The 26,008-nt window shown below is 71.4% G+C and carries 23 protein-coding genes; 9 read left to right on the top strand and 14 right to left on the bottom strand.

The annotated features are described in order from the left end of the window. Nucleotide 1: 1 nt before the first annotated feature. From AB0M63_RS32140 to AB0M63_RS32095, 10 genes are all read right to left on the bottom strand, one after another. Nucleotides 2-1,390: an aldehyde dehydrogenase family protein gene (locus AB0M63_RS32140; protein WP_366021872.1), complete on the bottom strand. Its 1,389-nt coding sequence runs from the start codon at nucleotides 1,388-1,390 to the stop codon at nucleotides 2-4. A 98-nt stretch (nucleotides 1,391-1,488) separates the two neighbouring features. Continuing rightward, nucleotides 1,489-1,941 (bottom strand): DUF3574 domain-containing protein, encoded by a 453-nt coding sequence (locus tag AB0M63_RS32135; protein WP_366021871.1) that lies wholly within the window; start codon nucleotides 1,939-1,941, stop codon nucleotides 1,489-1,491. Between the two features lie 20 nt (nucleotides 1,942-1,961). Continuing rightward, nucleotides 1,962-3,290, bottom strand: coding sequence for an ABC transporter ATP-binding protein (locus AB0M63_RS32130; RefSeq protein ID WP_366021870.1), 1,329 nt, complete (start codon nucleotides 3,288-3,290; stop codon nucleotides 1,962-1,964). 156 nt (nucleotides 3,291-3,446) lie between these two features. Further along, complete coding sequence (locus AB0M63_RS32125; protein ID WP_366021869.1) at nucleotides 3,447-4,205, bottom strand: class F sortase; 759 nt, start codon at nucleotides 4,203-4,205, stop codon at nucleotides 3,447-3,449. A 60-nt stretch (nucleotides 4,206-4,265) separates the two neighbouring features. Then, nucleotides 4,266-4,850 carry a hypothetical protein gene (locus AB0M63_RS32120; RefSeq protein WP_366021868.1) on the bottom strand — a complete coding sequence of 195 codons (585 nt, stop codon included), beginning with the start codon at nucleotides 4,848-4,850 and terminating at the stop codon, nucleotides 4,266-4,268. Between the two features lie 112 nt (nucleotides 4,851-4,962). Continuing rightward, the gene (locus AB0M63_RS32115; protein ID WP_366021867.1) at nucleotides 4,963-6,201 is read right to left on the bottom strand and encodes an MFS transporter; all 1,239 of its coding nucleotides are present in this window, start codon (nucleotides 6,199-6,201) and stop codon (nucleotides 4,963-4,965) included. Nucleotides 6,202-6,224: 23 nt separating this feature from the next. Further along, nucleotides 6,225-7,631, bottom strand: coding sequence for a citrate:proton symporter (locus tag AB0M63_RS32110; protein WP_366021866.1), 1,407 nt, complete (start codon nucleotides 7,629-7,631; stop codon nucleotides 6,225-6,227). A 122-nt stretch (nucleotides 7,632-7,753) separates the two neighbouring features. After that, the gene (locus AB0M63_RS32105; RefSeq protein ID WP_366021865.1) at nucleotides 7,754-9,994 is read right to left on the bottom strand and encodes a molybdopterin oxidoreductase family protein; all 2,241 of its coding nucleotides are present in this window, start codon (nucleotides 9,992-9,994) and stop codon (nucleotides 7,754-7,756) included. A 203-nt stretch (nucleotides 9,995-10,197) separates the two neighbouring features. After that, nucleotides 10,198-10,815 (bottom strand): TetR/AcrR family transcriptional regulator, encoded by a 618-nt coding sequence (locus AB0M63_RS32100; protein ID WP_355906269.1) that lies wholly within the window; start codon nucleotides 10,813-10,815, stop codon nucleotides 10,198-10,200. A gap of 64 nt (nucleotides 10,816-10,879) precedes the next feature. After that, nucleotides 10,880-11,443: a hypothetical protein gene (locus tag AB0M63_RS32095; RefSeq protein WP_366021864.1), complete on the bottom strand. Its 564-nt coding sequence runs from the start codon at nucleotides 11,441-11,443 to the stop codon at nucleotides 10,880-10,882. Between the two features lie 158 nt (nucleotides 11,444-11,601). Between AB0M63_RS32095 and hmgA the strand changes: the two genes are divergently transcribed. The 3 genes from hmgA to AB0M63_RS32080 are packed head-to-tail and all read left to right on the top strand — an operon-like array spanning nucleotide 11,602 to nucleotide 14,871. Then, the gene (hmgA, locus tag AB0M63_RS32090; RefSeq protein WP_366021863.1) at nucleotides 11,602-12,918 is read left to right on the top strand and encodes a homogentisate 1,2-dioxygenase; all 1,317 of its coding nucleotides are present in this window, start codon (nucleotides 11,602-11,604) and stop codon (nucleotides 12,916-12,918) included. A 27-nt stretch (nucleotides 12,919-12,945) separates the two neighbouring features. Beyond that, on the top strand, nucleotides 12,946-13,698 hold the full coding sequence (locus AB0M63_RS32085; RefSeq protein ID WP_366021862.1) for a GntR family transcriptional regulator: 753 nt from the start codon (nucleotides 12,946-12,948) through the stop codon (nucleotides 13,696-13,698). A 12-nt stretch (nucleotides 13,699-13,710) separates the two neighbouring features. Then, nucleotides 13,711-14,871 (top strand): type ISP restriction/modification enzyme, encoded by a 1,161-nt coding sequence (locus AB0M63_RS32080; protein WP_366021861.1) that lies wholly within the window; start codon nucleotides 13,711-13,713, stop codon nucleotides 14,869-14,871. On the opposite strand, the gene AB0M63_RS32075 is transcribed toward AB0M63_RS32080, so the two are convergent. Continuing rightward, nucleotides 14,853-15,584 carry a TetR/AcrR family transcriptional regulator gene (locus AB0M63_RS32075; protein WP_355906256.1) on the bottom strand — a complete coding sequence of 244 codons (732 nt, stop codon included), beginning with the start codon at nucleotides 15,582-15,584 and terminating at the stop codon, nucleotides 14,853-14,855. The genes AB0M63_RS32080 and AB0M63_RS32075 overlap by 19 nt on opposite strands. A gap of 63 nt (nucleotides 15,585-15,647) precedes the next feature. Between AB0M63_RS32075 and AB0M63_RS32070 the strand changes: the two genes are divergently transcribed. Genes AB0M63_RS32070 through AB0M63_RS32060 form a run of 3 tightly spaced genes read left to right on the top strand, consistent with a single transcriptional unit; the run spans nucleotide 15,648 to nucleotide 18,629 of the window. After that, nucleotides 15,648-16,592, top strand: coding sequence for an ATP-binding cassette domain-containing protein (locus AB0M63_RS32070; RefSeq protein ID WP_366021860.1), 945 nt, complete (start codon nucleotides 15,648-15,650; stop codon nucleotides 16,590-16,592). Next, on the top strand, nucleotides 16,589-17,371 hold the full coding sequence (locus AB0M63_RS32065) for an ABC transporter permease (RefSeq protein ID WP_355906251.1): 783 nt from the start codon (nucleotides 16,589-16,591) through the stop codon (nucleotides 17,369-17,371). The genes AB0M63_RS32070 and AB0M63_RS32065 overlap by 4 nt, the downstream gene beginning before the upstream one ends. A gap of 49 nt (nucleotides 17,372-17,420) precedes the next feature. Continuing rightward, nucleotides 17,421-18,629 carry a CaiB/BaiF CoA-transferase family protein gene (locus tag AB0M63_RS32060; protein ID WP_366021859.1) on the top strand — a complete coding sequence of 403 codons (1,209 nt, stop codon included), beginning with the start codon at nucleotides 17,421-17,423 and terminating at the stop codon, nucleotides 18,627-18,629. A 42-nt stretch (nucleotides 18,630-18,671) separates the two neighbouring features. Here the strand turns inward: AB0M63_RS32060 and AB0M63_RS32055 are convergent, their stop codons facing one another. The 3 genes from AB0M63_RS32055 to AB0M63_RS32045 all read right to left on the bottom strand — a co-directional run bounded on the left by AB0M63_RS32055 (nucleotide 18,672) and on the right by AB0M63_RS32045 (nucleotide 20,437). Then, on the bottom strand, nucleotides 18,672-18,938 hold the full coding sequence (locus AB0M63_RS32055) for a hypothetical protein (RefSeq protein ID WP_355906245.1): 267 nt from the start codon (nucleotides 18,936-18,938) through the stop codon (nucleotides 18,672-18,674). Between the two features lie 126 nt (nucleotides 18,939-19,064). Further along, a complete protein-coding gene (locus AB0M63_RS32050; RefSeq protein ID WP_355906242.1) occupies nucleotides 19,065-19,898 on the bottom strand; it encodes an anti-sigma factor in 834 nt (277 codons plus the stop codon). Then, a complete protein-coding gene (locus AB0M63_RS32045; RefSeq protein WP_355906741.1) occupies nucleotides 19,895-20,437 on the bottom strand; it encodes a sigma-70 family RNA polymerase sigma factor in 543 nt (180 codons plus the stop codon). The genes AB0M63_RS32050 and AB0M63_RS32045 overlap by 4 nt, the downstream gene beginning before the upstream one ends. 229 nt (nucleotides 20,438-20,666) lie before the next feature. Here AB0M63_RS32045 and AB0M63_RS32040 point away from each other — a divergent pair, with 229 nt between their 5' ends. The 3 genes from AB0M63_RS32040 (at nucleotide 20,667) to AB0M63_RS32030 (ending at nucleotide 25,992) form a co-directional block, all read left to right on the top strand. Next, nucleotides 20,667-22,211 carry a DUF4331 domain-containing protein gene (locus AB0M63_RS32040; protein WP_355906239.1) on the top strand — a complete coding sequence of 515 codons (1,545 nt, stop codon included), beginning with the start codon at nucleotides 20,667-20,669 and terminating at the stop codon, nucleotides 22,209-22,211. Nucleotides 22,212-22,381: 170 nt separating this feature from the next. Beyond that, nucleotides 22,382-24,361, top strand: coding sequence for a hypothetical protein (locus AB0M63_RS32035; RefSeq protein WP_366021858.1), 1,980 nt, complete (start codon nucleotides 22,382-22,384; stop codon nucleotides 24,359-24,361). Next, a complete protein-coding gene (locus tag AB0M63_RS32030; protein WP_366021857.1) occupies nucleotides 24,358-25,992 on the top strand; it encodes a sulfite exporter TauE/SafE family protein in 1,635 nt (544 codons plus the stop codon). Before AB0M63_RS32035 ends, AB0M63_RS32030 begins: the two co-directional genes overlap by 4 nt. Nucleotides 25,993-26,008 lie beyond the last annotated feature (16 nt).

Here is a 26,008-nt window from a genome sequence, read left to right as displayed (position 1 = left end):
CTCAGAACTGGAGGGACTTGGTCTGGAGGTACTCGGACAGACCGTGCGCGCCGAGTTCCCGGCCCACACCCGACTGCTTGTAACCCCCGAACGGGGCACGGGGGTTGAAGCGCCCGCCGTTGATGTCCACCTGTCCGGTCTCCAGCCTCCGCGCGAACGCGACCGCTTCGGCCTCCTCGCCGGCCCACACCGCGCCCGCCAGGCCGTAGACCGTGCCGTTGGCGATGCGCACGGCGTCGTCCTCGTCGTCGTAGCGGAGGATCGACAGGACCGGGCCGAAGATCTCCTCCTGCGCGATCGTCATGTCGGGGGTCACGTCGGCGAAGACGGTCGGGCTGATGAAGTAGCCCTGCGGGGAGGGGTGTTCGAGGCCGCCCGCCACCAGCCGTGCGCCCTCCGCCACCCCCTTCTCGATGTAACTCCGCACCCGCGCCTGCTGCTTGGCGTTCACGACCGGGCCGATGCGGGCGCCGTACTTGGCGGCGGCGGTCACGGCGAGTGCCACGGCCTCGTCGTACTGGTCGCGGTGGACGAGCATGCGGGTCCAGGCGCTGCATGTCTGGCCGGAGTTGGACATCACGTTGGCGACGCCGACGTTGACGGCCTTGGCGAGGTCGGCGCTCGGGAGGATGACGTTGGCCGACTTGCCGCCGAGTTCCAGGGCGACCTTCTTGACGGCGGCACCGGCGGTGGCACCGATCCGGCGGCCCACCGCCGTGGACCCGGTGAAGGAGACGAGGTCGACGCCCGGGTGCTCGGCGAGGGCCTGGCCGGCGATCGGGCCGAGGCCGGTGACGAGGTTGAAGACACCGGCCGGGACGCCTGCCTCGTCGACCGCCTCGGCGAACAGCTGCGCGGTGAGCGGGGTGTCCTCGGCCGGCTTCAGCACCACGGTGCAGCCTGCCGCGAGGGCGGGGGCGACCTTGGCGACGATCTGGTGGAGCGGGTAGTTCCAGGGGGTGATCGCGCCGACCACGCCGATGGGCTCCTGGTAGACGGTGGAGTTGCCCACCTTCTCCTCGAAGGCGTGGGTCGCGGCCAGTTCGGCATAGGAGCCGGCGACCGCGATCGGCACGCTCGCGTGGACGGCCTGGGAGAAGGCGAGCGGGGAGCCGAGTTCGGCGGTGACCGTCTCGGCGATCTCGTCCTTGCGGGTGAGGAGCACGTCCCGGAGTGCGGTCAGGCGCGCGGCCCGCTCGGCGGGCGGGGTGGCGGCCCAGCCCGGGAGGGCGGCACGGGCGGCCCGTACGGCGGTGTCGACGTCCTCGGCACTGCCGGCCGGGACCCGGCCGATCACCTGCTCGTCGGCCGGGTTCACCACGTCGATGGCGTCCCCGCTCGCGGCGGGGCGCCAGGCGCCGTCGATGTAAATGCCGTCGTGTGCCTTCATCGTGCTGCCTCCCGGGCGTGACTGCGTCGTCCGCCTCACAAACTAGCGGTGTTAGTTTTGGGACGCCAGAGACCCCCGGTCACGGACGCGCGGACACCTCAGAAATCGGCCCGGGTCCGGTCGTCCACCCGGCCCACCGCCTCCTGCCCGTACGCCTTCTCGTACGCCCGCCGGACCTCCTCGATCTTCCGGTCGCTCGCGCCCGCCGCCGCCACCGGATACAGCAGGATCAGCTCGTACGACCGCTCTTTCTCGATCTTTCCGTGCGCGTCCCGCCACTGTCCGCGCCCGTTCTGCACGGTGAGCCCGTCCGGGAAGTCCGGCGTGACCTCCTTGTCGACGAAGGCCATGAACTGCCCGTCGGTGACGGCCGGTCCGCCGTCCGGCCGCTCGGTACCGAAGAAGAGCTGCGTCTCGACGTACGGCTTTCCGCGCGTCGGCGCGGGAGAGGAATCGGTGTCGAGGCCCGCGTAGGCGGTCGGGGCGGCGACGGCCAGGAGGAGGCCGGCGATCGCGAGGGCTGCCCGGTTTCGGGTGAGGTGCACGTTCATGCACCTATCCGTACCGGTCCTCACTCGTCCAGGTCGGGGAGCCGCGCCGGGGCCGGGGAGATCCGTTCGCCGTGCTGGTCGAAGACGAACAGGTGGGCGATGTCGACGAGGAGCGGGACCTGCATGCCGTGGCGGAGTTCGATGTCGGGGGTGGTACGGACGACGAGGTCGCCGGGGAGGCGGCCCTCGGGCGGTACGGGGTCGGGGTCCTCCGGCTGTTCCAGGACGACGACCGGTCCGGCGCGCAGGGCTCCCGCGCGCTCCCGCAGCCGGCCCAGGACACCGCCCTCGCGGCGGCGGCGCCGGACCGGGCGGGCGGGGCGCGGGGCCTCCAACTCCGGTACGACGGCGGGCCGGGAGCCGGTGTTGAAGTGGACGAGGACCTCGTGGCCCTGGAACTCGACGTGCTCGACCAGGCCGCTGATCGCCACCTCGCCGGGGCGGGCGGCGGCGGGCTTGGCTATGCGGATGGCTTCGGAGCGCAGGCCGACGATGACCTCGCGGCCCTGCTGGACGCGGAGCAACTGGTGGTCCAGGCACAGGGGTTCGGGCAGGCGCAGGTACTGCTTGCCGAGGCTGATGGTCATCGCGCCGTCCAACGGGGCCCGGACCAGGCCGCGCAGGAGGTTGATGCGCGGGGTGCCGATGAAGGCGGCGACGAAGACGTTGCGGGGCAGGGCGTACACCGAGCGGGGTGTGCCGACCTGCTGGAGGACTCCGCCGCGCAGCACGGCGACCCGGTCGCCGAGTGACATGGCCTCGGCCTGGTCGTGGGTGACGTAGACCGTGGTGACGCCCAACTTGCGGGTGAGGGCGGAGATTTCGGCGCGCAGGTGGTTGCGGAGTTTGGCGTCGAGGTTGGAGAGCGGCTCGTCCATCAGGAACGCCGAGGGGTGGCGGGCGATGGCCCGGCCCATGGCGACGCGCTGGCGCTCGCCGCCGGAGAGCTGGCCGGGGAAGCGTTCCAGGAGGTCCTCGATGCCGAGCATGCGGGCGGTGGCGTCCACGCGGGGGCGCGGGTCCTCGCCGGGGGTCTCGATGCGCAGCGGGAAGCCGATGTTGTCGCGGCTGGTCATGCTCGGATAGAGGGCGAAGTTCTGGAACACCATCGCCATGTCCCGTTCGGAGGGCGCGAGATCGTTGGCGTACTCGCCGTCGAGTCTCAGGTCGCCCTCGGTGATCTCCTCCAGGCCCGCGATCATCCTGAGCACGGTCGACTTGCCGCACCCGGACGGCCCGAGCAGGACGAGGAACTCCCCCGGCGCGATGTCCAGCGAGAGCCGGTCGACCACACGGGCGCCTCGCGTGTAGGCCTTGCTCACATCGTGCAGGGAGATGGCGCGTGTCATGACGACTGCCCCCGGGGGCTCCGCGATCGGATCGCCTCGTACGGGTCGTACGAGGCTTGTGAGTCACGGAAGTTAACGGAATGTGCGCGCCCGGGGGAAGAGACCGGACCGGATCGGGCGTGTCGGTCCGGGTGGTGAGAAAACGGACGATCGCATTCAGGGAGTACGGCCCCGTTCACGGGTCGCGGTGAGGTGGGCGAAGACGACGGTGTTGCCGGAGTAGCCGGTCCGGTGGTCGAAGCGTCCGCCGCAGGTGATGAGGCGGAGTTCGGGCCGGCCGCGGGCGCCGTAGACCTCCCGGTCGGGGAAGTGCGCCTTCTCGTACGTCTTCACCGCGTCGACGGTGTACACGGCGGTCCGGCCGTCGGCGCGCCGGGCCTCGATCAGACGGCCGGGCCTCAGTGCGCCGAGGCCCGCGAAGACGGCGGGGCCGGTCATGGTGTCGAGGTGGCCGACGGCGACGGCGGTGCCCTTTTCGCCGGGTGAGGGCCCGTCCGTGTACCAGCCCACCCGCTTGGGGTCGTCGTCCGGTGGTGCGGACATGTGCCGACCGCGGCCGAGCCGGAGGGGGATGACCGGGGCGTCGACGCTGAGGTAGGGGATCACGAGGCCGGTCGCGCGGGAGTGCGACAGGGGGCGCGGTGGGGGTGCGGGGCGGCTGGGACGGGTCGACGGGCGGGCGGGGGGCGGCTGTTGGCCGCCGCGCGCGTCCGTGCGGACGTCCGTGGTCGGTGGGGTGGCCCGGACGGGTCGGGAGCTGTCGGCGCTCCCGGCGCACCGGGTGCCGCCGACCATGAGCGCGACGGTCAGCACGACGGTCCGGGTGAGCCGGTACGCGCGCGTCCGGTACCAGGGCCGGCGGCGCCGCACCACGCGGGTGGTGGTGCGACCGGAGGATCCGTGGCGCGGGCGCATGGTGTCAGCGCCCCGCACCCCTGAAGGGCGCGGGGCAGCGCGGGAGTTCATCGCATCCGCTCAGGACGCACCATGGGGACGGCGGCGCAGCCGGAACCAGACCACCCCGCCGACCGCGGTCAGGCCGACCGCGGCGGCGCCCGCGAGCGGAGTCAGGGCGGCGTCACGGGCCAGCCCACCGCCACCGGCGGGCGGACCGCCGTTGGGACCGCCGGTACCGCCGCCGGGCGGGGGCGTCTGGCAGTCGACCTTGAAGACCTTGTGCTTGCCCGCGCCGTTCTCGCCGGTGAACTTCCAGGTCAGCTTGTACATGCCGTTGGGCAGTTGGGCGATGGGCGTGGTGTGGCCTGTGCCGGTCGGGAGCGCGAGGGTGCCGGAGCGGGTGGCGCCGCCCAGGACCGGCGGCTGGGTCTCGATGGACCAGGTGACCTGCTGGCCCTTGTCGAAGTTGAACGCGTCGAGGTAGAAGTCGCAGACCTTCGGCTGGTTGCTCTGGTCGTCGAAGGGCGTGCCCATCTCATGGATCTTGACGTCCCCGTTGTCACCGGGAGCGGCGACGGCGGCGGGTGCACCGAGGAAGACGGTCGCGGCGGCGGCGAGAACCGACCAGGCGGCGGCTCGACGGGGCAGGGATGAGGTCGGCATGAACAGCCCTCCGAATCAGGTGATTGTCATACGAATTCCGCTTTGACCTGATTCCCTTTCACGTTCCGCCCGCCGAACGTGAGCGCAACGCCGGACGCACCGTCAGATACCGCTAGATATCGCTCTTCCGGCTCAAGGACGGCCGCCCGCGCCGCACCCCGTCCGGCGCCGTCCGGACCTGGGCGGAACCGCCCGGCGAGCGCAGCGCGATCCCGGACGACAGCAGCAACAGCGCGCCGAGCATCACGAACGGCGCGGCCACGCCCGCGACCCCGGCGACGAGACCGGCGGTGGCGGGCGCGGCGACCTGGCCGAGGCGGTTGCCGGTGAGGCGCAGCGCGAGGGCGGTGGAGCGGGCGTCGTCGGGGGCGGCCTGCACCACGGTCGTCATGGAGAGGGGCTGGCCCACGCCGAGACAGAAGCCCAGGACCGCGAGCATCAGGCCGATGGCCCAGACCGGTACGGGCAGGGCGATGCCCGCGCACAGGACGCCCGCGAGCAGACAGGTCGCGGTCAACAGCGCGGCCCTGCCCAGGAGTCGCAGCAACGGAGTGAGGACGAGGCGGCAGGCGATGGTGGCCGCCGCGCGGATGCTGAGCAGCACACCGATCACCGAGGGCGCGATGCCCCGGTGCTCGCCGACCACCGGGAGGTAGGCGGTGAGGATGTCGGTCGCGGACAGCACGGAGAGGCTGATGAAGATGCCCGCGGGCACGCCCCGGGCGCCCAGGATGCTCCGCATGGGCACCCGATCGCCTTGCGCCGTACGGGACTTGACGGCCGTACGGTCCTCGATGCGCCACAGTGAGGTGAACGAGACGGCGGCGCCCGCGCCCGCGACGAGCAGGGCGAGCGCGCTGGTGCCGGCCATGTCGGAGCCGCCGATCAGGGCTCCCGCGGCGATGGGTCCGACGAGCTGGCCGAGGGAGGCGCCGATGGTGAAGTGGCCGAAGTTGCGGTCCTGTTCGTGCGGCGCGGACTGGCGGGCGACCAGCGACTGGGCGCCGATCACGAAGCAGAGGTGACCGAGGCCCATCACTCCGCTCCAGATCGCCATCGCCCAGAGGGACTTGGCCAGTCCGCTCAGCGCGCAGCCGCCGGAGATCAGGACCACGCCGACGGGCAGCAGGGGCGCGCAGCGGCCGTGGTCGGTGCGGCGGCCGAGCGGTACGGCGGCGAAGAGCGGGAGCAGCGCGTACACGCCGGCGATGACGCCGATCGCCCGCTCGTCGGCGCCGAGGGCCAGGGCCCGGTAGGACACCGCCGGGCGAGCCATCGACACCGCCCCCTGCGTGAAGCTGAAGGCGATGACGAGGCGGAGCAGCCAGCCGCGGTTCCTGCCGGGCGCCATGGTGAAGTCCCCTGTCCCGTGGGTCAGATGATGCCGAACAGGATTCCTGCCCCGAGCACCACGAGTGATGTGAGGGCTGCCCACTTGACCACGAACCGTGTGTGGTCGCCGAACTCCACCTTGGCCATGCCGACCAGGACGTACACGGCGGGCACGAGCGGGCTCGACATGTGCAGGGGCTGCCCGACGAGGGAGGCGCGGGCGATCTCCAGGGACGAGACCCCGTGTGCCTGGCCGGCCTCGGCGAGCACGGGGAGGATGCCGAAGTAGAAGCCGTCGTTCGACATGAAGTACGTGAGCGGGATGCTGAGCACACCGGTGACGAAGGCCATGTGCGGGCCCATGCCGTCGGGGATGTTGTCGACCAGCCAGGTGGCCATGTGGTCGACCATGCCGGTGCCCTGGAGGACGCCGGTGAAGACGGCGGCGGCGAAGACCATGCCGGAGACGTTGAGGACGTTCTCGGCGTGGGCGCCGAGACGGGCCTTCTGGTCCGGCATGTGGGGGAAGTTGACCGTCAGGGCGAGGGCGGCGCCGAGCAGGAACAGGACCGGGATCGGCAGCCACTCCATGATCATGGCGGTGAGCAGGGTGACCGTGAGCAGCGCGTTGAACCAGTAGAGCTTGGGACGCAGGGTCGGGCGGTACGGGTCGAGGCCCTGGAAGTCCTCGTCCTCGTCGGGCAGTTCGGCGAAGGCGTCCGTGCCGGAGCCCGAACCGCCGCTGCTCCTGGTCTCCTTGCCCGTGCCGCCCGTGCCGCCCGCGCCCACGAGGACCGTCTCCGGCTCCTCCACGAGCACCTCGTCCAGCGTGAGCACGCCGAGCCGCTTGCGCTCGCGGCGGCCGAGGACGTAGGCGAGGACGAGGACGCCGAGCAGGCCCGCGGCGAGCGCCGGGATCATCGGGACGAAGATGTCGGTCGCGCTGAGCTTGAGGGCGGTGGCGGCGCGGGCGGTCGGGCCGCCCCAGGGGAGCGTGTTCATCACGCCGTTGGCCATCGCGGCGACACCGGTCATCACGACCAGGCTCATCTTCAGGCGTTTGTACAGCGGGTACATCGCCGAGACCGTGATCATGAAGGTGGTCGAGCCGTCGCCGTCCAGGGAGACGATCGCGGCGAGGACCGCCGTGCCGACGACGATGCGCAGGGGGTCGGCCTTGCAGAACCTGAGGATCCCCCGGACGATCGGGTCGAAGAGACCCACGTCGATCATCACGCCGAAGTAGACGATCGCGAACAGGAGCATCGCCGCGGTGGGCGCCAGGCTGGTGACGCCGTCGATGACGTAGTCGCCGAGCTTGGCGCCCTTTCCGACGAAGACGCAGAACAACGCCGGTATCAGGACGAGTGCCGCGATCGGCGACATCTTCTTCAGCATGATCAGGACCAGGAAGGTCGCGATCATGGTGAAGCCGAGGATGGTCAGCATGAGTGGAACACCTAACGTTCGCCTTTGAACTCCCACCAGGGACGGCAGTCCGATGACGTTAGGTCGCGCAAAGCCGCGTTAACAAGACGTTGACGTGCGAGCAATAAGCGCAAAACTCCAGGTCACAGCGGTGTGACGAGAGCGGCGACCTCCACGGGCACTCCGTTGAGCACCGCGTTGCCCGACAGCGGGTCGAGCAGACTGCCGTCGAGGAGCTGGTTCACGTTGACTCCCGGGTCGGTGGCCGCGTGGCTGAGCCGGGTGCCGGGGCGGTCGTGTCCCCAGCCGTGCGGGAGGCTCACCACACCGCGCCGCAGACCGTCGGTGATCTCGGCGGGGGCGGTCACCTCTCCTCCGGCGCCCTTCACCCGGACCGGCGCTCCGTCGACCACGCCGAGGCGCTCGGCGTCCTCGGGGTGGATGTGCAGGGTGCAGCGGTTGGTGCCGCCGGTGAGGGCGGGCACGTTGTGCATCCAACTGTTGTTGGAGCGCAGATGGCGGCGGCCGACGAGCACCAGTCCGTCGGCGCGCTCGCTCATCGCCTGCCGGAGCCGGGGCAGGTCGTCGGCGATCGGCCGCGGCAGCAGTTCGATCTTCCCGCTCCGCGTCCTCAGCGGCTGCGGGAGCCGGGAGGTGAGCGGGCCCAGGTCGATGCCGTGCGGGTGCGCGAGCAACTGTCCGAGGGTCAGCCCGTCCGGCCGTACGCCGAAGCCGTCGCCGTAGGGACCGAGGCGCAGCATCATGTCGAGCCGTCGCTCGGGGCCGGTGTCGCCCGTGAGCAGGGCGGCGATCTCGCGTGAATCCCGGCCGTGGACCGGCGAGTTGGGGTCCTTGACGGCCTTGGCGAGGGTCTGGTCGATGACCATCGTGTCCACGGCGGCGGGGTCGGCGCCGTGCATGCCGGTCGCGGCGAGGATCAGCCGGGACAGGATCTCGGTCTCGGCCATCCGGCCGGGCTCCAGCGGGATCGCCGGGCGGCTGTAGCGGACCTGGTTGCGGACGGCGAGGGTGTTGAACGCGAAGTCGTGGTGCGGGCTCTGGGAGGGCGGGGGCGGCGGCAGCACCACGTCGGCGTGGCGCGCGGTCTCGTTGAGATAGGGGTCGACGCTCACCATGAAGTCGAGCGAGTCGAGGGCCTTGTCGAGCCGGGTCCCGTCCGGGGCGGAGAGCACGGGGTTGGCGGCGACGGCGATGAGTGCGCGGATGGGTTCGCCCTCGGCGGTCGCGGTGTCGATCTCCTCGGCGAGTGCGGAAAGGGGCAACTCGCCTTTCGCCTCCGGGTATTGGCTGACCCGGGAGTGCCAACGCCCGAGCGCGAAGCCGCGGCCCGGTCCGGCGGGCCGGGGTGTCCGGTCGGTGGCGGCCTGCGGGAAGAGGGCACCGCCCGGCCGGTCGAGGTTGCCGGTGAGGATGTTGAGGACGTCCACGAGCCAACTGGCCAGGGTGCCGTGCGGGACGGTGCAGCTTCCGATACGGCCGTACACGGCGGCAGTTGGGGCGGCGGCGAGTTCGCGGGCGAGGGTGCGGATCTCATCGGCCGTCACGCCACAGGCCTCTGCCACGGCCTCGGGGGTGAAGTCCCGCATGTGCTCCCGGAGTTCGTCGACCCCCTGCACATGGGCGGCCGACTCCCCCATGTCCACGAGGTGTTCGTCGAAGAGGACGTAGGTCATCGCCGCGAGCAGCAGGGCGTCGCCGCCGGGGCGGACCGCGAGGTGCCGGTCGGCGAGCTTGGCGGTGCGGGTGCGGCGCGGGTCGATCACGGTGAGGGTGCCGCCGCGGGCCTTGAGCGCCTTGAGCTTGCCGGGGAAGTCGGCGGCGGTGCACAGACTCCCGTTGGACTCAAGGGGGTTGGCGCCGATGAGCAGCAGGTGGTCGGTGTGGTCGAGGTCCGGCACGGGGATCGCGTTGGCGTCGCCGTAGAGCAGTCCGCAGGAGACGTGTTTGGGCATCTGGTCGACCGTGGACGCGGTGAAGACACTGCGGGTGCCGAGGGCGCCGAGCAGGACCTGCGGATAGAGGGCGCCGGCCATGGTGTGCACGTTGGGGTTGCCGAGGACGACACCGACGGCGTGCGGGCCGTACCGCTCGACGACCGGGCGCAGCCCGGCGGCGATCGCGTCGAACGCCTCCTCCCAGGTGGCCTCGCGCAACTCACCGTCCCGCCGCACGAGCGGGCCGCGCAGCCGGTCGGGGTCCCCGTCGACGGCTCCGAAGGAGGCGCCCTTGGGACAGATGAACCCCCGGCTGAACACGTCGTCGCGGTCGCCTCGGGCGCCGGTCACCCGGGTGCCCTCGATCGTGAGGGTCAGCCCGCAGGTGGCTTCGCACAGGGGGCAGATACGCAGGGCGGTGCGGGACACAGGGCCTCCTGGGGCGACGTTGCCTCTTCGGGGCGAGCATACCGACCGGTATGGAGGGTGGCGAGGGGGTGGCGGGGGTGAGGTCGGAAAACGGCGGAGGGGCGGGCGTTCGCGGAGGAGCGGGCGCCGGGCCGGATGTCGGCCGGACGCCGGTGCGGCACCCACAGAGGGACAAGCACCCCCCTGCAAGAGCAAACCCGACCTCAGTCCAGCACCCGCGCCAGATAAGCCCGCAACAACTCCCGCGTCTCCTCGATGACCTTCTCGTCGCCCTCCGGTGCGACCCGGAAGGCGAGGTGGACGAGGGCGTCGGCGGTCTCCACGGCGATCAGGAAGGTGCGGCGGAGGTCTTCGTCGGGTTCGCGGGCGAGGTAGCCGGAGAGGAGGTCGGTGAGGCGGTCGGCGACGCGGCGGTTGGGTTCCGCGTGGCCGGAACCGACGGGGATCTGGTTGCCGAAGTCGACGAGGGAGAAGCCGGGGGCGGTGCGCTTCATGGCGAGGTACTCGTCCAGGACGGCGTCCATCGCCGCCCGCCAGCCCTCCGCGCCGGTCTCCTTGAGGCGCTCGGTGACCCGCTCCGTGTAGCGCTCCAGGTTGCGCTGGGCGAGGGCGTCGGCCATCGCGCGCTTGTTGCCGAAGAAGCGGTAGACCGAGCCGATCGGGACACCGGCGCGCAGGGCCACGGCCCGGGTGCTCAGCGCGTCGTAGCCGACCTCGTCGAGGAGATCGGCGCAGGCGTCGAGGATCCTGGTCAGCCGTTCGGCGCTGCGCCGCTGCACGGGCGCACGACGGAGCGATGTCGGGTGGGGCACGGGCTTCATGATGCCTTTCCGCCGCGGTCAGGAGAAGCTCGCACCTCAGTACGGAACTGGGTGCCTGTAGCACTCATTTCGACCCCGGCGTAGAGGCGGAACGAGGTGTCTTGCTGCCGTCGGGCGTGGCCTGCACCGCCGACGCCGTGATGTCCGCCGTGCTCTCGACCGGCTTGCCGTGCACGGCCCACACGGTGCCGTCGTCGGCGTAGAGGCGCGCGGTGACGTGGTGGGTGCCGTGCGGGACGAGGTCGCCCGCGAGGCGGTACTGGGGGATGCGGAGCCGGGCGATGGTGCGGCCGTCCACCAGGAGGCGGACCGTGCCCCGGCCCGCGACCGCGACCGGCTTCACGCCGGCGGGCGAGAAGCGGAAGTCGTGGACGGACAGCCGGACGTCCCAGCTGTCGTCGGCCGCGTCGGGCTCCACCTCTATGCCGACCTCCGGCGCGCCCTTCTTGCCCACCTCGCGGTAGTGCCGGCCCTGCTCGTCGGTGTCGTCGAGGACCTTGCCCACCGGCGACGGCGACACCCCGTCGCCCTTTCGCCCCTGGGCATCGCCGGAGCCGCAGCCCGCCGATCCGGCCAGCAGCAGGGCACAGACCGCGAGCGCGGTGAGAAGTGCGCGCGACCACGACATGCCGGGGAGACTAGAACACCGGTCCGACAGCCGGATCCCCCTTGAGGCTGGTTCTTGGCCTCCTGAGGTCGGATTTTCCGGGGCCCCCTCGCCCTCTTGCGCCCGCGAAACCGCAATCCTACGGTGTTGCATAGGAATCGAATCGCGAGGGAGCAGGCATGGGCGCGGACGCGCGGAAGACCGCCGAGGGACTGACCCACCTCACCGGTTTCGGCAACGAACACAGCTCGGAGGCGGTGCCGGGCGCCCTGCCCGAGGGCCGCAACGCCCCACAGCGCGCACCGCTCGGTCTCTACGCCGAGCAGCTCAGCGGTACGGCGTTCACCGAGCCGAGGGCGCACAACCGCCGCTCGTGGCTGTACCGCATCCGCCCCTCGGCCGCGCACCCGGCGTTCACCCGCGCCGACAACGGCGCGATCCGTACGGCGCCCTTCACGGAGTCGGTGCCCGACCCGAACCGGCTGCGCTGGAACCCGCTGCCCCAGCCCGCCCCCGGCACCGACTTCCTGGCCGGCCTGTGGACCCTGGGCGGCAACGGCGACGCGACCCAGCGCACCGGCATGGCCGTGCACCTCTACCACGCCGACTCCTCGATGGACCGTGTCTTCAGCGACGCGGACGGCGAGCTGCTGATCGTGCCGGAGCGCGGCGGGCTGCTGCTGCGCACGGAGTTCGGGCTCCTCCATGTGGAGCCGGGACATGTGGCGTTGATCCCTCGTGGGGTGCGCTTCCGTGTGGAGCTGCTGGATGCTTCAGCCCGCGGATATATGTGCGAGAACTATGGGGCGCCGTTCCAGCTCCCCGACCTCGGCCCGATCGGCGCCAACGGACTCGCCAACGCGCGGGACTTCCGGGCCCCCGTCGCCGCGTACGAGGACGTCGAGGGCCCGGTCGAGGTGGTGAACAAGTTCTGCGGCAACCTCTGGACCGCGACCTACGACCACTCGCCCCTCGATGTCGTCGCCTGGCACGGCAACCATGTGCCGTACGCCTATGACCTGCGCCGGTTCAATGTGCTCGGCTCCATCTCCTACGACCACCCCGACCCGTCGATCTTCACCGTGCTGACCTCCCCGTCGGACACCCCGGGCCTGGCCGGTGTGGACTTCGTGGTCTTCGCGCCGCGCTGGCTGGTGGGCGAGGACACGTTCCGGCCGCCGTACTTCCACCGGAACGTGATGAGCGAGTACATGGGGCTCATCGAGGGCGCCTACGACGCGAAGGCCGAGGGGTTCGTGCCCGGGGGCGGCTCGCTGCACAACATGATGTCGGCGCACGGACCCGACCGCGAGACCTTCGACCGGGCCAGCGCCGCCGAGCTGCGCCCGCAGAAGGTCGACGACGGCCTGGCCTTCATGTTCGAGACCCGCTGGCCGGTGACGGCGACGGCTCAGGCGGCCCACGCCGATCACCTCCAGCGGGGCTACGACGAGGTCTGGCGGGGCCTCCAGCGCCACTTCCACCCCTTGCCCTGAAGATCCCCTACCGGTACGGATGACCCCGTGACCTCCTTCGCCCCGGACTCGATCGTCCTGAACCGCAAGCTGCCGCTCTGGTACCAGGTGTCGCAGTCGCTGCGCGCCTCGATACTCGGCCGCTCGCCCCGGGACCCGCTGCGGCTGCCGACGGAGGAGCAGCTCGCGGGGCACTACGGCGTCAGCGTGCTCACCATGCGGCAGGCGCTGAAGGAGCTGGAGGACGAGGGCCTGATCACCCGGCACCGCAGACGCGGCACGTTCATCGAGCCGGACGTCCACCGGGCCACGCCCGTACGGCTGTTGGGCTCCGTGGACGCGATCGTGGCCCAGCAGTCCGGCATGACCACCGAACTCCTCGACCACGGCAAGGTGCCCGTGCCGCCCGAACTCGTTGAGCACTTCCCGGACTTGGCCGAGGTGGCGACGTACCACCGGCTGCGCGGCGAGGAGCGGACCGGCGAGCCGACGAATCACGCCCGCAACCACATCCGCCCCGAACTGGCCGCCCGCCTCGACCCGGACGACCTGATCCGCTGGCCGATGACCAAGGTGCTGCGGGATGTCGTCGGCGCGGACATCAGCCGCATCACGGACACCGTGGAGGCCCGCCTCGCCGACCCGGAGACCGCGCGCCTGCTCCAAGTGCCGCTCCTCAGCCCGATCCTGCACTACACGGGCATCACCTACGACACACAGGGCAGGGTGCTGGACGTGGCCGTCATCCACTACCGGGGCGACCGCTTCTCCTTCACGGTCACCCTCGACGCCGCGAACTGAGGTCGTCGTACGATGCCGAGCGTGACGCACGACGACGCTCCGCTGCTCGCGGACCTCATGCCGTGGTCCGTCGCACCGATCCGGCTCGGCCGGGGGTGGCCGACGGCGCCCGACGCGGCAACCCTGAGAGCCCGCTGGGATGCCCTGGTGAAGGCCGAAGTCCCCGAGCGGGAGACCCTGTTCGAGCCGTCCCGCTCCCGCACCCTGCACTCGGCGGTGCCCCAGCTCCCGGGCCAGCCCAGCGGCACGGAGAAGCTGATCCGGGCCACCGGCCCCTGCCCGGAGCCGATCCGGGTCCTGCACGCCCCCTTCGACGAGCAGTGGCTGATCCCGGACCACCGGCTGATCGACTCCGCCCGGCCGGAGGTGTGGCGGGTCGCGGACGAGCGGCAGATCTTCGTGGTGGAGACGGCGGGTGCCCCGGGTCCGCTCCTCCTCGCGTCCTCGGTCCTCCCCCTGCTCCGCCCCGGCCGCGTCCGCCCCCTCTACCGTCGCCCCGGAGCCGAGGAACCGAACCTGGCACCGGGCCTGTTGGCCCATCTCGCCACCCGTCTCGGCCACTCCCCCGCCCCGGTGGACGTCCTCGCGTGGACGCTGGCGACGACACGCCCCGGGCTCGCCGTACCACTCACCGCGGAACCCGAACTCTGGGCACGCGGCGTCGAGTTGGGCCACCGCGTGCTCTGGCTGATGCGCCGCGACGGTGACCGTCCCAAACTCCCCGGTGGCCGACGCCCGTACGTCCGGGCCCCGTTGCCGCCCCTTCCCCTCACGCTGCACTACGACCGCGACGAGGAGACCCTGCACCTGGACGAGGGCCGCGTCTCCCCGGTACCGCCCGAGTCCTGGGACTTCGAGGTGGGCGGAGTTCGGGTGCTGGAGCAGTGGTTCACGTCCCGGACGGCGGAGGTCGCGGAGCCGGGCACGCTGGCGGCGATCCGCCCGACGACATGGCAGCAGGCCTGGACCTCCGAGTTGCTGGAGCTGATCACCGTCCTGGCGCTGTTGGCGGAACTGCGGCCGCAGCAGGAGGAGTTGGAGATGACGACCTCGATCACGGCGACGGAGCTGCGCGGGGCGGGCGTCCTCCCGGCACCGGAGTGGACGCGCCGTCCCGCATCGGTCCTGGACCACCACGAGGAGGGCCCGGAGGGTCAGTTCGCGCTGCTCTGACCCCGCTCGGGATCGAAGGCGTCCAGGACCTTCGCCAACGCCATGTCGAACACCGCGTCCAGATCGATCGGCCCCGGATCCTCGGTGAACGCCGCGGCCATCCGCGGATAGGCCCCGCCGGCGATCTGGCTCCCCAGGTAGGCGATCCGCACCGCGTTCTCCTGCTCCTCGGACCAGGGCAGCGACCGCGAACGCTCGGCGGTGGCCAGCTCGTTCGCCACATACATGGTCACGACCCCGTTGAGCAGCCCGACGAGCTGCATCTTCGTGCCGTAGGTCGCCTCGACCGGATCGAGACAGGCGAGGCAGTGCTCCAGATAGCGCAGGGCGTTCGGGCTGAACCCGTACACCGGTGACATCAGCCGGGGCAGCCACGGGTGCCGGTGCATCAGGGTCCGCGTCTGGTGGGCGACCCGGATCATGTCCGCCCGCCAGTCCCCCGACGGCTCCCACTCCTCGTGCTCGCCGCTCACCGCGTCGACCATCAGCTCGTAGAGGTCCTCCTTGCGGGGGACGTAGTTGTAGAGCGACATGGTGCCGCACCCCAGCTCGGCCGCCACATGCCGCATGGACACGGCGTCCAGCCCGCCACTGTCGGCGATCCGCACGGCCGCCGCCGCGATGTCCGCGCGGCTGTACGCCGGCTTCGGCCCCCGCCCCGCACGCTCGGGGCGCGCCCAGATCACTTCGGGTACGGCCGCTCGGTCCGCCATTGATCATCACCTCGACCACCATGCTAGTTACGTACACCGTACGTAGTGCGCTATGGTCGACCCATGACTACTACGTACGCTGTACTTAGTGAAGGTCTGGAGAAGCGCTTCGGCGCCGTGCACGCGGTGCGCGGGCTGGACCTGGCGGTGGCGCAGGGCACGGTCTGCGGAGTCCTCGGGCCCAACGGCGCGGGCAAGACCACGGCCGTCCGCCTGCTCACCACCCTGCTGCGGCCCGACGCGGGCTCCGCGCGGATCGCCGGGCACGATCTCGTCCGGGAGGCTTCGGCCGTACGGCGCCGGATCGCCGTCACGGGGCAGTACGCGTCGGTCGACGGCGACCTCACCGGCCGGCAGAACCTGCGGCTGTTCGCGCGGCTGCACCGGGTGCGCGGCCCCGCCGAGCGGGCCGGCGAGCTGCTGGACCGCTTCGGCCTGACGGAGGCCGCCGACCGGCCCGCGTCGACGTACTCCGGCGGGATGCGCCGCCGCCTCGATCTGGCGGCGAGTCTCGTACGACGCCCCGACGTGCTCTTCCTGGACGAACCGACGACCGGCCTCGACCCGGCCAGCCGCAACCGCATCTGGGACGCCCTGCGGGACCTGAAGAGGGAGGGCACGACCGTGCTGCTGACCACGCAGTACCTGGAGGAGGCCGACCAACTCGCCGACGACATAGCCCTGGTGGACCGGGGCCGGGTCGCGCACAGCGGGTCGCCGGCCCAACTCAAGGCGCTCATCGGCACGTACGCCGAGGTCGTCGTCGCCCATGCCGACGCGCTGGCGCAGGCGGCCGGTGTGCTGGACCGACTGACCGGCGCCGAGCCGTCGTTCGACCACGAGCGGAACGCGGTCGGCGCGGTCACCGGCGACCCGACGCTCACCCTCCCCCGGCTCGTCCGCGAACTCGACGCGGCGGGCGTCCCGTTGATCGACGCGAGCATGCGACCACCCACCCTCGACGACGTGTTCCTCCGGCTGACCGACCACAAGGAGCGGGTGGCATGAGCGCGTTGGCGTACGACGGCACCGCGATGCTCGGCCGGCAGTTGCGGCGGGTACGGAACAACCCGGCGCTGGTGATCCTCACCCAGACCATGCCGATCACGATGCTGCTGTTCTTCGGCTATGTCTTCGGCAGCGCACTCGCGATGCCGGGCGGCGCGTACCGCTCCTACCTCGTCCCGGGTCTGCTGGTCGCGACGGCCGCCAACGGCATCATGACGGGCATGTTCCAGGCCGCCCAGGACTCGCACCGGGGCGTGACGGACCGCCTGCGCACCCTGCCGATGAGCAGGGCCGCCGTACCGCTGGGGCAGGCGGCCGCCGATCTGGTCGTCACGGCCGCCGGTACCGTGCCGTTCCTGCTGGTGGGCCTCGCGGTGGGCTGGCGGATCGAGGGGTCGGCGCCCCAAGCCGTGGCCGCCGTGGGCCTGTTGCTGCTGTTCCGGTTCGCCTGTGCCTGGGTCGGCATCCTGCTCGGGCTCGCCTCCCGCAGCGAGGAGGCGGCCGGTCAGCTCGGCAGCGCGACCTTCATGCTGCCGCTGCTCTCCAACGCGTACATCCCGACCGACCGGCTGCCGGGCTGGCTGCGCACATTGGCCGAGTGGAATCCCATCAGCGCGGTCACGACGGCCCTGCGATACCTGTTCGGGAACTCCCCCGTGCCCGAGGGCGCCGCCTGGCCGGTGGCCCATCCGATCGCCGGGTCGCTGGTGTGGTGCACCGCGCTGATCGCCGTGTTCGCGCCGCTCGCCGTACGCCGGTACGCGCGCGGCGAGGGGTGAACTCCCCGCACGGCAAAGGCGTCGGTGACAAAGGTGCCGGTCACGGGACATGATCCCCGGCATGGAACCGCTGCCGCTGCCCCTGGAGGGCATCACCGTCGTCGCCGTCGAACAGGCCGTAGCCGCGCCCTTCGCGACCCGTCAGCTCGCCGATCTGGGCGCCCGGGTGATCAAGGTCGAGCGGCTCGACGGCGGTGACTTCGCGCGCGGTTACGACACCGCGGCCGGCGGTCTGGCCTCGCACTTCGTGTGGTGCAACCGGGGCAAGGAGTCGATCGCGCTGGACCTGAAGGACCCGCGCGGGCTGGACGTCGTACGGCGGCTGGTCGCGGACGCGGACGTGTTCGTGCAGAACCTCGCCCACGGGGCGGCCGCCCGGCTCGGTCTTGACGCGGCGACGCTGTGCGCGGCGCACCCCCGGCTGGTCGCCGTGGACATCTCCGGCTACGGGGCGTCGGGGCCGTACGCCGGCAAGCGGGCCTACGACATGCTCGTGCAGTGCGAGGCCGGGCTGGTGTCGGTGACCGGGACGCCGGAGCTGCCGGTGAAGGCGGGGATCCCTGCGGCGGACATCGCGGCGGCCATGTACGCCTTCTCGGGCGTGCTCGCGGCGCTCGTGCGCCGGGGGACGACCGGGCGGGGCGGGCCGGTGGAGGTGTCGATGCTGGACGCGCTCGCGGAGTGGATGGGGCATCCGCTGCACCACGCGATGCACGGCGGAACTCCCCCGGCGCGCACGGGACTCGCACACGCCGTCATCGCCCCGTACGACGCCTATCCCACGGCGGACGGCGGGCATGTGCTGCTGTCGGTGCAGAACGACCGGGAGTGGCGGCGGCTGGCCGAACTGGTGCTGGAGCGGCCGGAGTTGGGGACCGACCCGGACTTCGCGACGAACGCGGCGCGGGTCGCGAGGCGGGAGCGCACGGACGCCCTCGTCGGCAAGGCGCTGGGTGGGCTGGGCGCCGACGAGGCCGTGCTGCGACTGGAGCGCGCCGGTGTGGCCTGCGCGCGCCTCAGGGACGTACAACAGGTGGCGGAGCACCCGCAGTTGGCGGCGCGGGAGCGGTGGCGGGAAGTGGGTTCGCCGGTCGGACCGCTGCGGGCACTGCTGCCGCCCATCACCTTGCCGGGCGGAGGCGAGGCGCGGATGGGTGACGTGCCCGCGCTCGGGGAGCACACCGAGACGCTGCTGCGTGCCGTGGGGATGGCGGACGTGGAGATCGCAGCACTGCGCCGGGACGGTGTGGCGTCCTGAGCGCGGGCCCCCGGGAACTCCCCGGGGGCACCGAGCAGTTGCTCAGCGCCCGCCGAACAGCGAACGGCGCAGCCTGCGCAGCGGTGCGAAGAGCTTGACGCGGCTCACTCGCGTGCCTGTGGCACTGCGTTCCTGCGTCCTGTCACGCGAGGTCAGCTCGCGCATCAGCAAGGTCGCCTCCGCCGTCTCGCGTTGCGGGACGACAGGGCCGCCCAGCACTGAGAGATGGCGGTCGAGACGCGAACTCGTCGCGCTGCTTCCGCACGTGATCGCAGGGACCCTTGCCCTGCTGCGCACTATCTGTTCCATGTCACTCCCCACCCGTACGAGTCCACCCGGCCCGGGCAGGTTAACCCTATCGCCCTCACCGAGCACTCGTGTATCGAGGTCTCAGGATTCACCTTCCCCGTAAGGGTGTTGACGACCCCTCCTTGATTACTCTCCGAATCCAACCGATTTCAGGGCGAGTTGGACAACTGGCTGCGTTGTGGGCTGCGGTGAGCCTCCATCGGGCTCGACGGTCACTGCGAGTGATGTCGCAGTTTTGTCGAGTCCGGTGGCGACCAAGGGCGTGTCGCCCTTGAAGAGCCCGAGGGAGCGCGGTTGCGCGTCGGGGCGCATCAGCCACAGCTGATGCACGCGGTCGCTCGGCAGCGCGCCGTATCCGCTCAGGGTGACGACCGCGCGCCCCTCCGAGGCGGAGGCGATCACGCCGATGCTCCGGCCCTGGGCGTCCGCGCCGGTCGTCGCGCGGGCGTCGGCGGCCGAGAGAACGTGGGCGATCTCACGCGACTGCGCCTGCTCGGCGTCCAACTTGTCCTGGGTCCGGTTCGCCTGCACGGCGAACAGCGAGGCCACCACGAGCGCGGCGGCGGCCGTCGCGGTGGCGAACGGCACGAAGAACGGGCGCCGTTGGGGCACGCGGGCGCGTGACGCCTGCGGCTGGGTGCCCCACACATGGGCCGGCAGCCGGGGTGTGTACTCCCGCCGCTCCCTCGCGTGCTCCCGCAACGGTCCTGGTTCCTGCGGGGTGTTGCGCACGGCGGCCAGCACCCGGTCACGCATCATGAGCGGCGGCTGGGCGGCCGTGGACCAGGCGAGGCGGACCGCGTCCTCGGTCAGGGCGCGCACCTCCTCGGCGCAGCGGTCGCAGCCCTTGAGGTGCTTCTCGAACTGGCGCCGCTCGTCGGGTTCGAGGGCGTCGAGGGCGTAGGGGGCGGCGAGCGAATGGAGATCCCCCCGGCCGAACAGTCGGGCGAAAATGCTCATGCGACACCTCCCAGGCAGTCGCGCAGCCGGGTGAGTCCGTCACGCATGCGGGTCTTGACCGTGCCGAGCGGCAGCGAGAGCCGCTCGGCCACTTCACGGTACGTATAGCCGTCGTAATAGGCGAGAGTGACGGACTGCCGTTGCAGGGCGGTGAGGCGGTCGAGGCAGCGGCGCACCAACTGGCGTTCGAGGCCTGCCTCGACCTCCTCGGTCACCTGGTCGAAGGCCGGGTGGTGGGAGCGGCGGGCCTCGCGCTGTTCGCGGTCGACGGCCGCGCGGGCGCTGCGCACCCGGTCGACGGCCCGGCGGTGGGCGAGGGTGAGGACCCAGGACAGTGCGCTGCCCCGGCCGGGGTCGAAGCGGGCGGCGGACCGCCACATCTCCAGCAGCACCTCCTGGGCGACCTCCTCGGACTGCGCCGGGTCGCGCACCACACGGCGCACCAGCCCGAACACCGGCCCGGACACCAGTCCGTACAGCTCCTCGAAGGCCCGCTGATCCCCTGCCGCCACCAGCACGAGGAGCTCGTCCGCCTCCACCCGTCCCCCACTCTTCGACCGCACGCGGCCCATCCCCTCATCACATCCCGTCACACGAGGCATTCGCAGCGAACGCCCCTACGGATGGGTTACGGATCAGCGCGCCCAAAACGCGGGTCAAGGGACGGATAGCGGCCCACCAAAAAAAGTTTTCGACTTCGACCAATCCGCCCCGGCGCCAGTTCCGAATCCCCGGGCGTCAGGCAAGTTGGCACTGAGGACGGACGGCATGACACCTATCTCCAGGAGCGGTGCGGGACGCAGGAAGCTCGCGGCCCTCATATGTGGCGCGCTGACCGCCGGGGGGCTCGCAGCCGCCGGCGTCACCGTGCTGGAACCGGGAGTGGCCTCGGCCTCCTCCCACCGGGAAGCCCCTCTCATCTCGGGAACTCCGCAGTACGACAACACGGACCTGTACGCGTTCGTCAGCCCGGACAAGCCGGACACCACGACGATCGTGGCGAACTGGATCCCGTTCGAGGAGCCCGCCGGCGGCCCGAACTTCTACCAGTTCGCGGACGACGCCCAGTACGACCTGCACATCGACAACAACGGTGACGCACTGGACGACTTCATCTTCCGCTACACCTTCAACACCCAGATCAAGAACAAGAAGACGTTCCTCTACAACACGGGCGCGGTCACCAGCCTCACCGACCCCGACCTCAACGTCACGCAGTCCTACGACGTCGAGCTGATCAAGCTGAAGAAGGGCAAGCAGGTCTCCGAGACCAAGGTCGCCGACGACATCCCGGCGGCTCCGTCGGACGTCGGCAAGGCGTCGATGCCCGACTACGCCAAGCTGCGCTCGCAGGCGGTCTACAAGACGACGAACGGCGGCGCGACCTTCGCCGGCCAGGCCGACGACCCGTTCTTCGCCGATCTGCGCGTCTTCGACCTGCTGTACGGCGGCAACCTCAGCGAGGTCGGCAACGACACGCTCAAGGGCTACAACGTCAACACGATCGCCCTCCAGGTGCCCAACGACCTGATCCGGCAGTCGGCTTCGCGTCCGACCGTCGGCATCTACTCGACGACCCAGCGCAAGAACGCGCAGGGCTACTACACACAGGTCTCGCGGCTGGGCAACCCGTTGGTCAACGAGGTCGTCAACCCGCAGAAGGACAAGGACAAGTTCAACGCGTCCCAGCCCAAGGACGACGCGCAGTTCCTGAAGAACGTGACCGAGCCGGAACTGCCGAAGCTGATCGAGTCGATCTACAAGATCAAGGCGCCGAGCGAGCCGCGCAACGACCTCGTCAGCGTGTTCCTCACGGGCGTCAAGGACCTCAACACCGAGCAGCCGTACGCCAAGCCGTCGGAGATGCTGCGCCTCAACACCTCGATCAAGCCGACCGCGCACCCCAAGCGGCTCGGTGTCCTTGACGGCGACAACGCGGGCTTCCCGAACGGGCGTCGGCTCACCGACGACGTGATCGACGAGGCGCTCCAGGTCATGGAGGGTGAACTGGTCGGTTCCAAGAACGACTTGGGCGACGCGGTCGACAAGAACGACAAGGGCTTCGAGAAGTACTTCCCGTACGTCGCCGAGCCCACCTCGGGCTCACGCGGCCCGCTCGCCAAGGGCACGACCAGCGGCTCCGACGTCAAGAACCAGCTCGGCGACGCGTTGCAGCCGGCCGGTTCGTCCGCGAGCAGCAGCGACAACATGATGCTGATCGTCGCCTCGGCGGCCTCCGGTGTGGCCGGTGTCCTGCTGATCGGCGCGGGCGTCGCGTGGTGGCGCCGCCGGATGAGCCACCGCCCGTACTGACCCCCACGAACTGGCGCGGCCCGCACAGCTCCATCCCCCACGGTGCGGGCCGCGCCACCCCGTGTGGCACGCCCTTTGAGCAGTACGGCACTTGATCCACGTATCCCCATGTATCCACCGGTCCGCAGACCCACAGAACCACTGATCCACCCAGGCGATGGAGGAACGGCATGGCCCCGCGCGAGAACGACAACAACCCGCCGGAGGACAGGCCCGGCGAGACGCCGGCGGCGGAGCGGGAGTGGGAGCGGTTGTGGGAGCAGGGGGAGGACGCGGGTGGGGGCGACGTGAGGGCTGACGGCGGGGCGGAGAGCACGAACACCGCCAAGGCTGAGGACGAGGGCGCCGGATCGGGGCGTGAGCGGGCCGCGGAAGCCGGCGCCGAGACGGAGAGCGCGCGCGGCACCGAAACGGCCAACGAGCCGATGGACACGCCAAGTTCGGACCCCGTCACCGAATCCGCCGGCTCAGCCGGCCAGGACGTCCCGGAGCCGGTCGCCGAGGCGGAATCCGCGCCGACCGACAGCCCGCTTCCCGGCGAGGAGCCGCAGGCCCCGCGCTCCGAGCACTCCGCGACCGGAGCCCACGCCGAGGCCCCCGAGCCGACCGACACCGCCGCCGCCGATGTGCCCCCCACCGCAACTCCCGCGCACGGCACCGCCGATGAACCGGCCCCCTCCCACGACCACGGTGACGCCGACGGACCGGCCCACACACATCACCACCACGACGGGTCGACCCACACCCACCACCACGACAACCCCGACGACTCCCCCGCGCCGAACGACGAGCGCGTCGCCGCCGTACGCCGGGCCGCAGCCGCGGGTCGTCGCTGGCGGGCGCTACAACTCGCGGGCTGTGCCGCCCTGTTGGCCGTGGCGATGACCGGCGGGGCGATCGCGATCGGTGCCGCGAAGGACAGCGGTGCCAGCGTCGCGACCAACTCCAGTGCGGTGTCACCGGAGTTGCTGGCCAGCGGGAGTCTGGACGCGAGTATCGCCTCGTTGCAGGCCCATCTGCGGGGGCAGCCGAAGGACTTCGACGGGTGGGCGACGCTCGGGCTGGCCTATGTGGAGCAGGCGCGGACGAAGGGTGATCCGTCGCGGTATCCGCAGGCGCAGGCCGCGTTCGCGCGGTCGTTGAAGATCTCGCCGGACAACGAGAACGCCCTGGAGGGCCGCGCCGCGCTCGCCGCAGCCCGGCACGAGTTCAAAGAAGCCCTCACCTACGCGGACCAGGTACTCAAGGAGAACCCCTACAGCGAGCGCGCCCTGTGCTCCCGTATCGACGCGCTGGTCGAACTCGGCCGCTACGACGAGGCGTCGAAGGCCGCCGACCTCGCCGACGCCCGCAAGCCCGGCGTCCCGGTCTTCACCCGGTACGCGTACGTGCACGAGCTGCGCGGCGACGTCACCACGGCCCGCAGCGTCCTGGAACGCGCGCTCGCCGCCGCCACCTCCCCCGGCGACATCTCGTACGTCGCGGCCACGCTCGGCCAACTCGCCTGGAACCAGGGCGACTACAAGACCGCCCTGAGCGACTACGGCCGCGCCCTCGCCGCCGACGAGAACTACCTCCCCGCCCTGGAGGGCCGCGCCCGCGCCCAGGCCGCCCTGGGCGACCGCGCCGACGCCATCAAGGGCATGGAACTGGTCGTCTCCCGCTATCCGCTGCCCCAACCTCTGGTGGAACTCGGTGAGTTGTACGAGAGCCGGGGGGCCGCGGGCGACAAGGCGAAGGCCGACGACCAGTACGCCCTCGTCGACGCGTGGATCGCCCTCGCCCGCGCCAACGGCGTCAACGCCGACCTCGACACCGCGCTCGCCGCCGCCGACCACGGAGACATCAAGTCGGCCCTGCGTGCCGCCCGCGCCGAGTGGGCCCGCCGCCACACCGTGCACACGGCGGACGCCCTCGCCTGGGCCCTGCACGTCAACGGCCTCGACAAGGAGGCCCTCTCCTACGCCCGCTTCGCCACGGCCACCGGCTACCACAACGCCTCGTTCATCTACCACCTCGGCATGATCGAACTCGCCACGGGCCACAAGGCGGACGGCCGCGCCCATCTGACCAAGGCCCTGAAGCTGAACCCGGGCTTCTCGCCGCTGGGCGCGAGCAAGGCCCGTAAGGCGTTGGAGGCGACCAAGTGAGGCCCGCCCGCCGCCTGTTCGCCGCCGCCGCGACCGTCCTCACGGCCGCCGGCACGCTCCTCCTGGTCCCCACCGCCGCCGCGAGCGCGCACCCCCTCGGCAACTTCACCGTCAACCGCTACGACGGTCTCGTCGTCGCCCCCGGCGAGCTGCGAGTGACCCACGTCGAGGACCTCGCGGAGATCCCGGCGACCCAAGTCAAGCCGGAGATCAAGCGGTTGGGCATGACGGAGTGGGCCCGGCAGCGGTGCGACAAGGCCGCCGAGGGCAGCAAGGTCACCGTCGACGGCCGTACGGTCTCCCTCACGCCCGGCAGCAGCACCGCGCACCTGCGCCCCGGGCAGGCGGGGCTCAACACCCTGCGGGTGGAGTGCGGTTCGACAGCGCCTCTGCCCAAGGGCAACGCCGTGACCATCGGGTTCCACAGCGCGGGGCTGACCACCGGCCCGGGATGGCGGGAGATCACCGCGCGCGCCGACCGGATGACGCTCACCGGGTCGGACGTGGCGAAGAAGTCGGTGTCACACGAACTCACCAGCTATCCCAAGGACTTGCTCTCCTCCCCCGCCGACACCACGACCGCGTCCCTGAAGGCCCGTCCCGGCGGCCCGGCCCTGACCGACGACGACCAGTCCGCGTCCGACACACCGGCCGCCTCGATCCTCCCGCGCGGCGCCGACCGCTGGACGGAGGCCCTGAACAACCTGGTCGCCCGGCACGATCTCAGCGTCGGCTTCGCCGCCCTCTCCCTGCTCATCGCCATCGCCCTGGGCGCGATGCACGCGCTGGCACCCGGCCACGGCAAGACCCTGATGGCGGCCACGGCCGCCGCGCGGGGCGGTCGCGCCCGCCTCAAGGACGTCCTCCCGCTCGCGGCCTCGGTCACCGTCACCCACACCCTCGGCGTGATCGCCCTGGGCCTCCTGGTCACGGCCGGCTCCGCCGCGACCCCCTCGGTGATCGCGTGGCTGGGCATCGCGAGCGGTGTCCTGGTCCTCTTCGCCGGCGGCAACCTCGTCCGCAGGGCCTGGAGCAACCGCCCACGGAAACCCGCCCCTTCACACGGACACGTGCACGAGCCCGTGAAGTCACGCGAGCGCGCGCTGGTCCTGGCCTCCGCACACGCCGAGCCCCACGCACACCCGCACCCCCACCCGCACAGTCACGATCACGGTCATGACCACCCCCACCCTCACGACCACGACCACGACCACAGTCACGGGCACGCTCACGACGACACCGTGGAACACACTCACGGCGGCTTCACCCACACCCACTCCACCGCCCCCACCCTGCGCGGCACGATCCTGCTCGGCTTCGCCGGTGGGCTGGTGCCGAGCCCCTCCGCCGTGGTCGTCCTCGTGGGGGCCGCCGCGCTGGGCCAGGCCTGGTTCGGGCTGCTGCTCGTCGTCGCGTACGGCGTCGGTCTCGCGCTCACCCTCACCGCCGCCGGATTCGCGGTCGTCAAGCTGGGTACAGGAATGAACCGTGTGCTGGACCGGAGTCCCCGCTGGACCGCCGGCCCCACGGCTGTCCTGGTCCGCCGGACGCTGCCGTTGGCGTCGGCGCTCGTCGTCGTGGCCCTTGGGGTCGGATTGGTACTCAAGGGGGCGGCATCCGCACTCGGCTGAGTTACGTTTGTGGAGA

Source organism: Streptomyces sp. NPDC051576, assembly GCF_040681835.1.
Taxonomy (GTDB): Bacteria; Actinomycetota; Actinomycetes; order Streptomycetales; family Streptomycetaceae; genus Streptomyces.
Note: the sequence above shows the minus strand (reverse complement) of the source record. Positions and strands in the feature narration are given on the sequence as shown.

Excerpts from the sequence above, each read along its gene's own strand:
- AB0M63_RS32140 (WP_366021872.1), bottom strand. The coding sequence starts at position 1,390 with ATGAAGGCACACGACGGCATTTACATCGACGGCGCCTGGCGCCCCGCC.
- AB0M63_RS32135 (WP_366021871.1), bottom strand. The coding sequence starts at position 1,941 with ATGAACGTGCACCTCACCCGAAACCGGGCAGCCCTCGCGATCGCCGGC.
- AB0M63_RS32130 (WP_366021870.1), bottom strand. The coding sequence starts at position 3,290 with ATGACACGCGCCATCTCCCTGCACGATGTGAGCAAGGCCTACACGCGA.
- AB0M63_RS32125 (WP_366021869.1), bottom strand. The coding sequence starts at position 4,205 with ATGCGCCCGCGCCACGGATCCTCCGGTCGCACCACCACCCGCGTGGTG.
- AB0M63_RS32120 (WP_366021868.1), bottom strand. The coding sequence starts at position 4,850 with ATGCCGACCTCATCCCTGCCCCGTCGAGCCGCCGCCTGGTCGGTTCTC.
- AB0M63_RS32115 (WP_366021867.1), bottom strand. The coding sequence starts at position 6,201 with ATGGCGCCCGGCAGGAACCGCGGCTGGCTGCTCCGCCTCGTCATCGCC.
- AB0M63_RS32110 (WP_366021866.1), bottom strand. The coding sequence starts at position 7,631 with ATGCTGACCATCCTCGGCTTCACCATGATCGCGACCTTCCTGGTCCTG.
- AB0M63_RS32100 (WP_355906269.1), bottom strand. The coding sequence starts at position 10,815 with ATGAAGCCCGTGCCCCACCCGACATCGCTCCGTCGTGCGCCCGTGCAG.
- AB0M63_RS32095 (WP_366021864.1), bottom strand. The coding sequence starts at position 11,443 with ATGTCGTGGTCGCGCGCACTTCTCACCGCGCTCGCGGTCTGTGCCCTG.
- hmgA (WP_366021863.1), top strand. The coding sequence starts at position 11,602 with ATGGGCGCGGACGCGCGGAAGACCGCCGAGGGACTGACCCACCTCACC.
- AB0M63_RS32080 (WP_366021861.1), top strand. The coding sequence starts at position 13,711 with ATGCCGAGCGTGACGCACGACGACGCTCCGCTGCTCGCGGACCTCATG.
- AB0M63_RS32075 (WP_355906256.1), bottom strand. The coding sequence starts at position 15,584 with ATGGCGGACCGAGCGGCCGTACCCGAAGTGATCTGGGCGCGCCCCGAG.
- AB0M63_RS32070 (WP_366021860.1), top strand. The coding sequence starts at position 15,648 with ATGACTACTACGTACGCTGTACTTAGTGAAGGTCTGGAGAAGCGCTTC.
- AB0M63_RS32065 (WP_355906251.1), top strand. The coding sequence starts at position 16,589 with ATGAGCGCGTTGGCGTACGACGGCACCGCGATGCTCGGCCGGCAGTTG.
- AB0M63_RS32060 (WP_366021859.1), top strand. The coding sequence starts at position 17,421 with ATGATCCCCGGCATGGAACCGCTGCCGCTGCCCCTGGAGGGCATCACC.
- AB0M63_RS32055 (WP_355906245.1), bottom strand. The coding sequence starts at position 18,938 with ATGGAACAGATAGTGCGCAGCAGGGCAAGGGTCCCTGCGATCACGTGC.
- AB0M63_RS32050 (WP_355906242.1), bottom strand. The coding sequence starts at position 19,898 with ATGAGCATTTTCGCCCGACTGTTCGGCCGGGGGGATCTCCATTCGCTC.
- AB0M63_RS32040 (WP_355906239.1), top strand. The coding sequence starts at position 20,667 with ATGACACCTATCTCCAGGAGCGGTGCGGGACGCAGGAAGCTCGCGGCC.
- AB0M63_RS32035 (WP_366021858.1), top strand. The coding sequence starts at position 22,382 with ATGGCCCCGCGCGAGAACGACAACAACCCGCCGGAGGACAGGCCCGGC.